1 protein-coding gene is annotated in these 10,272 nt (G+C 77.1%); it reads left to right on the top strand.

All coding sequences use genetic code 11. From position 1 onward, the window contains the following. The first annotated feature begins 225 nt into the window (after window positions 1-225). Window positions 226-10,272 (top strand): type I polyketide synthase, encoded by a 10,047-nt coding sequence (locus ACSNN9_RS00775; protein WP_436670687.1) that lies wholly within the window; start codon window positions 226-228, stop codon window positions 10,270-10,272.

Genomic DNA, 10,272 nt, shown 5'->3' with positions numbered 1-10,272 from the left:
CCTGCGCGCCCGCCGCCTAGGGGCACCCGTAGGGGCAGGCTAGGGGTTGTGACCGCCGTCCGGCGACAATTACCTTTCGTCCGGCGCGTAAGACCTGGTGGGGGCTGAAACGCTTTTTGTCTGGCAATTCGTGGTCGGCTGAATGGGCTTAGATCTTCGCGGCTTGTGGCGTCTGTGGACGGTATTGGGCCGCCTGTTTCTTTCCGGCCCGAAGAGGTGGCGTCAATGGCGACTGAAGATACGCTCCGGGAGTACCTGAAATGGGTGACGGCGGACCTTCACCAGACCAGGAGGAAGCTCGGCGAGCTTGAGGCGGCCAACCGGGAGCCGATCGCCATCGTCGGCATGGCCTGCCGGTTCCCCGGCGGGGTGGGCTCGCCCGAGGAGCTGTGGGAGCTCGTCGCCTCCGGTCGGGACGCCGTCTCCGCGTTCCCCGCCGACCGCGGATGGGACCTGACGCGGCTGTTCCACCCGGACCCCGACCACCCCGGCACGTCGTACGTCGCCGAGGGCGGCTTCGTCGACTCGGCCACCGACTTCGACGCCGGGTTCTTCGGCATCTCGCCGCGCGAGGCACTCGCCATGGACCCCCAGCAGCGGCTGCTGCTGGAGACCTCCTGGGAGGCGTTCGAGCACGCCGGGATCGACCCCTCCGCGCTGCGTGGCCACCAGGTGGGGGTGTTCGCCAGCACCACCGGCCAGGACTACGTGGGCCTGCTCCAGCAGCCGCCGCCCGGCACCGAGGGCTACATCCTCACCGGCACCGCGGCCAGCGTCGTGTCCGGCCGGATCTCGTACGCGCTCGGCATCGAGGGCCCCGCCCTCACCGTCGACACCGCCTGCTCGTCGTCGCTGGTCGCGCTGCACCTGGCCTGCCAGGCGCTGCGGCAGGGGGAGTGCACCCTGGCGCTCGCCGGCGGGGCCACCGTCATGTCCACCCCGTCCGCCTTCATCGGCTTCAGCCGGCAGCGCGGCCTGGCCATGGACGGCCGGGTCAAGTCGTTCGCCGCCGCCGCCGACGGCACCGCCTGGGGCGAGGGGGCCGGCCTGCTGCTCGTCGAGCGGCTCTCCGACGCCCGCCGCAACGGCCACCCCGTCCTGGCCGTGGTGCGTGGCAGCGCGGTCAACCAGGACGGCGCGAGCAACGGCCTGACCGCCCCCAACGGCCCGTCCCAGCAGCGGGTCGTGCTCCAGGCGCTGGCCAGCGCCCGGCTCGCGCCGGAGCAGGTCGACGTCGTGGAGGCGCACGGCACCGGCACCACCCTCGGCGACCCGATCGAGGCGCAGGCGCTGCTGTCCACGTACGGGCAGGGGCGGCAGGCGGACCGGCCGCTCTGGCTCGGCTCGGTCAAGTCGAACATCGGGCACACCCAGGCCGCCGCCGGCGTGGCCGGGGTCATCAAGATGGTGATGGCGCTGCGGCACGAGACCGTGCCGGCGACGCTGCACGTCGACGAGCCCACCCCCAACGTGGACTGGACGGCCGGCGCGGTGGCGCTGGTGACCGAGCCGCAGCCGTGGCCCGCCGGGGAGCAGCCCCGCCGCGCGGGCATCTCGTCCTTCGGCATGAGCGGCACCAACGCCCACGTGATCATCGAGGAGGCGCCCGCCGCCGACCCGGCCCCGTCGGACGGCCCCGCCGCCGCGACCGACGCCGCCACCGTGCCGGACGCCGCCGACACCGCCCCGGTCACCGGGGCCGGCCTCGTGCCGGTGCTGGTCTCCGCCCGCGACGCCGACTCCCTGGCCGCGCAGGCCACCCGCTGGGCCGACTGGCTCGACGGCCGCCCCGAGCTGCGGCTGACCGACGTCGGCTGGTCGTCGGTGCGCACCCGGGCCAGCCTCGAGCACCGGGCCGTGCTGCTCGCCGCCGACCGCGCCGACCTGACCGACGGCCTGCGCGCGCTCGCCGCCGACGGCGACGCCCCGGGCCTGGTCACCGGCGCCGGCTCGCGCGGCGGCAAGCTCGCGTTCCTCTTCTCCGGCCAGGGCGCGCAGCGCAGCGGCATGGGCCGCGACCTGGCCGCCGCCTTCCCCGTCTTCGGCCGGGCACTGGCCGAGGTCTGCGCCGAGTTGGACCGGCACCTGCCCCGCCCGCTCACCCCGGTGCTCTTCGCGCCCGAGGGCGACGAGGCCGCCGGGCTGCTCAACCAGACCCTCTACACCCAGGCCGGCCTGTTCGCCGTCGAGGTCGCGCTGTTCCGGCTCCTGGAGAGCTGGGGGATCGTCCCGGACGTCCTGCTCGGCCACTCGATCGGCGAGCTCTCCGCCGCGCACGTGGCCGGCGTGCTGTCGCTGCCCGACGCCGCCACGCTCGTCGCGGCCCGGGGCCGGCTGATGCAGGCCCTGCCGGCCGGCGGCGCGATGCTGGCCGTCCAGCTCCCCGCCGACGCGGTGCGGGCCGCCCTGGCCGGCATCGAGGACCAGGTCGCCGTCGCCGCCGTCAACGGCCCCACCGCCGTGGTCGTCTCCGGCGTGGCCGACGCCGTCGAGGAACTCGAACGCCGCTGGGCGGACCAGGGCGTACGGATGCGGCCGCTGCGGGTCAGCCACGCCTTCCACAGCCCGCTGATGGAACCCATGCTCGCCGAGTTCGCCGCCGTGGTGCGCGGGCTGGAGCTGCACCCGCCGGCGGTGCCGATCGTGTCGAACCTGACCGGCGCGGTCGCCGACCCCGACGAGATCCGCACCGCCGACTACTGGGTGCGGCACGTGCGGGAGGCGGTCCGGTTCGCCGACGGCGTCGACCAGCTGCGCGCCCTGGGCGTGCGAACCTTCCTGGAGGTCGGCCCCAGCGGCGTGCTCACCGCGCTGGCCCGCGACATCCTCGCCGCGGACGACGACACCGCCGCCGTGGCGCTGCTGCGCCGGGACCGCCCCGAGCCCGCGTCCGTGCTCACCGCCCTCGCGGAGCTGCACGTCGGCGGGGTCGAGGTGGGCTGGGCGGAGCTGTTCGTCGGCGCGGGCGCCGCGCGGGTGCCCCTGCCCGGCTACGCCTTCCGCCGGCAGCGGTTCTGGCCCGAGCCGCCGCCCGCCGCCCCCGACGCCGCCGCGCACGACGGCGACGACGAGTTCTGGACCGCCCTGGAGCAGGCGGACGTCGACACCCTCCGCAGCGAGCTGGGCGTCGGTCCGGACGACGACGCGCAGGTCCAGGCGCTGCTGCCGGCACTGCCCGTGCTGACCTCCTGGCGCCGGTCCCGGCGGGAACGCTCCCTCGTGGACGGCTGGTCGTACCACGTGACCTGGCAGCCCGTGCCGGTCGAGGACACCGACGCCCCGGCGGGCCGCTGGCTGCTCGTGCTGCCGGCCGACGACGCCCCGGCGTGGGCCGACCGCCTGGCCGGGCTTTTCGGCGACGCCGAGCCGCTGGTGCTGCGGGTCGGCGCCGCGGACCTCGACCGCGCCGCGCTCGCCGCCCGGCTGCGGGAGGAGATCGACGGCCGGCCGGTCGACGGCGTCCTCGCCGTGGTCGCCGGCCAGGACCGGCTGCTGCCCGAGCACCCCGGCGTGACCCTCGCCGCGGCCGGCGTCCTCGCCCTGGTCCAGGCGATGACCGACCTGGACCTGGTGGCGCCGCTGTGGTGCGTCACCAGCGGCGCGGTGGCGGCGGCCCCGGGCGACCGGGTCGCGCACCCGCTGCAGACCGAGGTCTGGGGCCTCGGCCGGGCGGCGGCGGTCGAACAACCGCACCGCTGGGGCGGCCTGGTCGACCTGCCGGCCACCGTCGACGACGCCACCGCCCGGCGGCTCGCCGCCGTGCTGGCCGGCCACGGCGGCGAGGACCAGGTGGCCGTGCGGCCCGGCGGGACCTGGGCCCGCCGGCTGACACCGGCCCCGCCGGCGGCGGACGAGCCCCCCGCCGGCGACTGGTGGTCCGGCACCGTCCTGGTCACCGGCGGCACCGGCGCCCTCGGCGGCCACGTCACCCGCTGGCTGCTCGGCCGCGGAGTCGGGCGGGTGGTCCTGGCCAGCCGCCGGGGCACCGCCGCCCCGGCCGTGGCGGACCTGCTCGACCGGTACGGCGCCGACGGGCGGGTCGCCGTCGCCACCTGCGACGTCACCGACCGGCGGTCCGTGGCGGACCTGGTGGACTCGCTGCCCGACCTGACCGCGGTCGTGCATGCCGCCGGCACCGACCAGCTCACCCCGCTGACCGACACCACCCTCGACGAGTTCTCCCACGTCGTCGCGGGGAAGGTGCTCGGCGCCCTGCACCTCGACGCGTGCCTCGCCGACCGCGAGCTGGGCGCGTTCGTCATGTTCTCCTCCATCTCCGGCGTGTGGGGCAGCGCCGGGCAGTGCGCCTACGGCGCCGGCAACTCCCTGCTGGACGCCCTGGCCGTCAACCGGCGCGACCGGGGCCTGCCGGCCACCGCCGTCTCCTGGACGGCGTGGGGTGGCGCGCACGGCATGGCCGCCGAGAACGTGGCCACCGAGCAGCTCAACCGGATGGGCCTGCCGCCGGTCGACCCGGAGAAGGCGCTCGTCGCGCTGGACCGGGCGCTGCGCCGACCGACGCCCTGCGTGACCGTCGCCGACGTCGACTGGAGCCGGTTCCACCCCGCGTTCACCGTGGCCCGGCCCAGCCCCTTCCTGGGCGGCCTGCCGCAGGTGCGGGCGCTCGTCGCGCAGGAGGAGGCCGCCGCGCCGGTCGCGGGCGGGGTCGCCGCGCCGCTGCGGCACCTCGCGGCGCTGCCCGCGGCGGAGCAGGAGCGGGAGCTGCTGAAGCTGGTCAACGAGCAGACCGCGGCGGTGCTGGGCCACGCCACGCCCGACGAGCTGCGCGGACGCCCGTTCAAGGACCTCGGCTTCGACTCGCTGACCGCCGTCGACTTCCGGGGACGGCTGAACGCGGCCACCGGCCTGCGCCTGCCCACCACGCTGGTCTTCGACTACCCCACCCCCGCCGAGCTGGCCGCGCACCTGCGCGAGCTGGTGTCCGGCGCCGACCCGGTCGACGCTCCGCAGACCGTCGTCGTGGACGCCGACGAGCCCGTCGCGATCGTCGGCATGGCCTGCCGCTACCCCGGCGGCGTCGACGGGCCGGAGGCGTTCTGGCGGCTGGTCGCCGAGGGCGTGGACGCGATCTCGCCGTTCCCCACCGACCGGGGCTGGGAGATCCCCGAGCCGGCGGAGGGGACGCACCCCCCGGCGGGTGGATTCCTCTACGACGTGGCGGACTTCGATCCCGCCTTCTTCGAGATCTCGCCCCGCGAGGCCCTCGCCATGGACCCGCAGCAGCGGCTCACCCTCGAGGCGTCCTGGGAGGCGCTGGAACGGGCCGGGGTGGACCCGGCCGCGTTGCGCGGCACCCGCACCGGCGTCTTCGTGGGCGCCTCCACCTCCGGCTACGGCACCGGGCTGACCGAGGTCCCCGAGGGGGTCGAGGGCTACCTGATGACCGGCGCCGCGCACAGCGTCATCTCCGGCCGGGTCGCGTACGCGCTGGGGCTGGAGGGACCGGCCGTCACGGTCGACACGGCCTGCTCCTCGTCGCTGGTGGCGCTGCACCTCGCCGGGGCGGCGCTGCGCCGCGGCGAGTGCGACCTGGCGCTGGCCGGCGGCGTGGCGGTGATGGCCACCCCGACGGCGTTCCAGGAGTTCTCCCGCCAGGGCGGCCTGGCCTCCGACGGGCGGTGCAAGTCCTTCGCCGCCACGGCGGACGGCACCGGCTGGTCCGAGGGCGTCGGCATGCTGCTGGTGCAGCGGCTCTCGGACGCCCGGCGGCAGGGCCGTCGCGTCCTGGCCGTGGTGCGTGGCTCCGCCGTGAACTCCGACGGCGCGTCGAACGGCCTGACCGCCCCCAACGGCCCGTCCCAGCAGCGGGTGATCCGGCAGGCGCTCGCCAGCGCCGGACTGACGGCCACCGACGTGGACGTCGTCGAGGCGCACGGCACCGGCACCGTCCTCGGCGACCCGATCGAGGCGCAGGCCCTGCTGGCGACGTACGGGCAGGACCGGGGCGACGCCGGCCCGCTGCTGCTGGGCTCGGTGAAGTCGAACATCGGCCACGCGCAGGCCGCAGCCGGCGTGGCCGGTGTGATCAAGATGGTGCTGGCGATGCGGGAGGGCACCGTCCCGGCGTCGCTGCACGCGGACACGCCGTCGCCGCACATCGACTGGTCCTCCGGCGAGGTGGAGCTGGTGACCCGGTCCCGGCCGTGGCCGGCGGTAGCCCGGCCGCGCCGGGCGGCGGTCTCCTCGTTCGGGATCTCCGGCACCAACGCGCACGTGGTCGTCGAGCAGCCGACCGACGCCGACGTGAGCGACGCCGAGCAGGCCCCCGCCCCGGCCGCCGGGCTGGTCGCCGCCGACGTGGTGCTCTGGCCGCTCTCGGCCCGCTCGGCCTCCGCCCTGGCCACGCAGGCGTCCCGGCTGGCCCGGCACGTGCGGGAACACCCCGGCCTCGCCCCGGCGGCGGTCGGCTGGTCCCTCGCCGCGACCCGGTCGGCGTTCGACCGGCGCGCCGCGATCCTCGGCGCGACCCCCGGCGACCTGCTGGCCGGCCTGGACTCGCTGGCCGCCGGCACCCCGGCGGGCAACGTGGTGACCGGCACCGTCGCCCAGCACGGCGCGGGCCCGGTGTTCGTCTTCCCGGCCGCCACCCCGGCGGGCGCGGCGGCCGGACTCGTGGGCCGCTGCCCGGTCTTCGACGAGACCCTCGCCGAGTGCCGGCAGGCCCTGGCGCCCTGGCTCGACGTCGACCCGGCCGCCCTGCTGACCGGCGCGGACGCCTCGTGGACCGAGCGGCCGGAGCTGGCCCGGCCCGTCCGGTTCGCCGTCGGGGTGGCGCTCGCCGCCGTCTGGCGGCACGCCGGCCTCACCCCGGCCGCGGTCGTCGGCGACGGCGACGGCGAGGTCGTGGCCGCCTGCGTGGCGGGCCTGCTGTCCCTGCCCGACGCCGCCCGGACGGTGGCGCTGCGGGCCCGGGCCGCCGCCGGCGAGCTGGACGCCGACGGCCTCCGCGCCGCCCTGGCGGGGATCGCCCCGCAGCCCGGAACCGCCCGCCTGGTCTCCACCGTCACCGGGGACTGGGCCGACCGGGCCGTTCTCGACGCCGACCACTGGGCCGACCCGGCCGGCCTTGGCGCCGACCACCGGGCCGGGGGACCGGAGCAGCTCGACGCCGCCCTCCGCGCCGTCGTCGACGCCGGACACCTGACCTTCGTGGAGGTTGCGCCGGAGCCGGCGCTGACCGCCCGGGTCGCCGCCGTTCTCGACGCGGCCAACGCCACCGGCCACGTCCTGGACACCCTCGGCGGTACGGGCGACGCGGCCACCCGGCTGCTGACCGGCCTCGCCACCGCGCACGTCCTCGGCCTGGCGGTGGACCACCGCCGGCTGCTGCCCGAGGTCGAGCCGGTCGACCTGCCCACGTACGCCTTCGACCGGCACCGCTACTGGCTGGAGCGCACCGGCGCGCACCGCTCGGTCCTGCCCGCCGTGGGCCTCGACGTGGTCGACCACCCGCTGCTCAGCGCGGTGGCCGACCTGCCCGGCGACGAGGGGCTGCTGTTCACCGGCCGGATCACCCTCGCCACCCACCCGTGGCTGGCCGACCACGCCGTGCTGGGCACGGTGCTGCTGCCCGGGACGGCGCTGGTGGAGCTGGCGTCCTGGACCGGCCGGCAGGCCGGCGCGGCGACCGTCGCCGAGCTGAACCTGGAGGCGCCGCTGGCGATCCCCACCGAGGGGGGAGTCGACCTGCGGGTCCGCGTCGGTCCGCCGGACGAGACCGGGCACCGGCCGGTCGCCATCCACACCCGGCGTGACGACGACACCGGAGCCGACGGGTCCCGGACCTGGCAGCGGCACGCCTCCGGCCAGCTCACCGGGACCGCCGACCCGGAGCCCGCACCGGCGGCCGTGTGGCCGCCCGCCGACGCCGAGCCGGTCGCCCTCGACGGGCTCTACGCCCGGCTCGCCGCCCAGGGCTACCACTACGGCCCGGTGTTCCGCGCGCTGCGCGCCGCGTGGCGGTCGGGCCCGGACATCCTCGCCGAGGTCGCCCTCGACGCCGACGCGTCCACCGACACCACGGCCTTCTCGGTGCACCCGGCCCTGATGGACGCGGCGCTGCACGCCATCGGCGCCAGCGCCACGGCCGGCGCCACCGACGCCAGCGCGGACGGCGGTGCGCCGGCCGCCGACGGCGGCCCCGACATCCGCCCGGGCCTGCCGTTCACCTGGTCGGGCGTGACCATCCGGCCCACCCGCGCCCGCGAGCTGCGGATCCGGCTGCGCGCCACCGATGCCGGGTCCGTCGCCCTGACGATCACCGACACCGGCGCGACGCCGGTCGCCTCCGTCGACGGTCTGGTGCTGCGGCCCATCTCCGGCGAGCAGCTCAGCGCCGCCCGCCGGTCGGCCAGCCGGTCCCTGCACCGTCTCGACTGGGTGGCCCCCGCCACCGGCCGCGCCGACGGCACGTCCCGGCTGGTCGCCCTCGGCGACGACTGGCCCGGCGCCGACCGGCACCCGGACCTGTCGGCGCTGGTCGCCGACGTACGCGCGGGCGGTGCCGTGCCCGACGCGGTGGTGGTGACCTGCGTCGGACCGGTCGCCGACGAGCCGCACCCGGCCCGCCAGGCGCACCGGGTGGCCCACCGCATGCTCGCGCTGGCCCAGCAGTGGCTCGCCGAGGAGTCACTCGCCGCCGCCCGGCTGGTGGTGGTCACCCGCGGCGCGGTCCGGGTCGAGCCGGACGAGCGGATCGCCGACGTGCCGGCCGCCACCGCCTGGGGCCTGCTGCGCTCCGCCCAGTCGGAGAACCCCGACCGGATCGTGCTCCTCGACGTCGACGACGACGCTTCGGCCGCCGCGCTGCTGCCGGCGGCCCTGGCCACGGGCGAACCCCAGCTCGCCGTACGCGCCGGCCAGCTCCGGGTGCCCCGGCTGACCCGGCTCGGCCCGCCCCCGGCCGAGGCGCCCGACCCGGACCTGGCCGCCGGCACCGTCCTGGTGACCGGCGCGACCGGCCTGCTCGGGCGGCTCGTGGCGCGGCGGTTGGTGACCCGGCACGACGTACGGCACCTGCTGCTGGTCAGCCGCAGCGGGGCGGACGCCCCGGGCGTCGCCGCGCTGGTCGACGAGCTGGCGGGACTGGGCGCCACCGCCCGGGTGGTCGCCTGCGACGTCACCGACCGCGACGCGCTCGCCCTGCTGGTCGACCAGCTCCCCGCCGACCTGCCGCTGACCGGCGTGGTGCACGCGGCCGGGGTGCTCGACGACGGCGTCCTGCCCGCCCTCACCCCGGACCGCTTCGACACCGTGCTCCGCCCCAAGGTCGACGCGGCCTGGCACCTGCACGAGCTGACCGAGAAGCTGGACCTGGCCGCGTTCGTGCTCTTCTCCTCGGCGGCCGGCCTCTTCGGCGGCCCCGGGCAGGCCAACCACGCGGCGGCGAACTGCTTCCTCGACGCCCTCGCCCAGCACCGGCGCGACCGGGGACTCCCCGCGCTCTCGCTGGCCTGGGGCCCGTGGGTCAACGACACCGGCGACGGCCAGACCGGGCACGTCGACGAGGCCCGGATGAACCGGGGCGGCTTCGTCCCGCTCGGCGCCGACGAGGGCATGGACCTGTTCAGCGAGGCGCTGCGCTTCGCCGAGCCGGTGGTCGTACCGGTCAACCTGGATCTCGCGCTGATCGGCCGGCACGGCCCGGCGGCGGTGCCGCCGGTGCTGCGCTCGCTGGTCCGGCCGGCGTCGACCGGCGCGGTGCGGGCCGCCGAGCGCGACCCGGCCGAGGCGCTGCGGGAGACCCTCGCCGCCACGGCGGAGGCCGACCGCGACCAGGTGCTCTCCGACCTGGTCCGCACCCACGCCGCCGCGGTCCTGGGCTACGCGTCGATCCGCTCGATCGACGCCGAGCGCGGCTTCGTCGAGCTGGGCTTCGACTCGCTGACCGCCGTCGAGTTCCGCAACCGGCTCAACGCGGCCACCGGGCTGCGGCTGCCGTCCACGCTGATCTACGACCGGCCGACCACGGCCGCGCTGGTCGAGTACCTGCGTGGCGCGCTGCTGGCGGAGCGGAGCACGTCCGCGCTGACGGTGCTCGGCGAGCTGAACAAGCTGGAGCACGCCATGCGCGCGGTGGCCTCCGGTGACACCGACCGGGCCGCCGTCGGCGCCCGGCTGCGCGAACTGCTCTCCCTGTGGACCTACACCGAGTCCGGTGCGGACTCCGCCGCCGACGAGGGCGCCAGCCTCGAGTCGGCCTCCGCCGAAGAGATCTTCAGCCTGCTGGACGAAGAGTTCGGCTCGGCCTGA

Origin of the sequence: Micromonospora sp. URMC 107, from assembly GCF_051386315.1 — a bacterium.
Classification (GTDB): Bacteria; Actinomycetota; Actinomycetes; order Mycobacteriales; family Micromonosporaceae; genus Micromonospora.
This window is presented reverse-complemented; position numbering and strand designations above follow the sequence as displayed.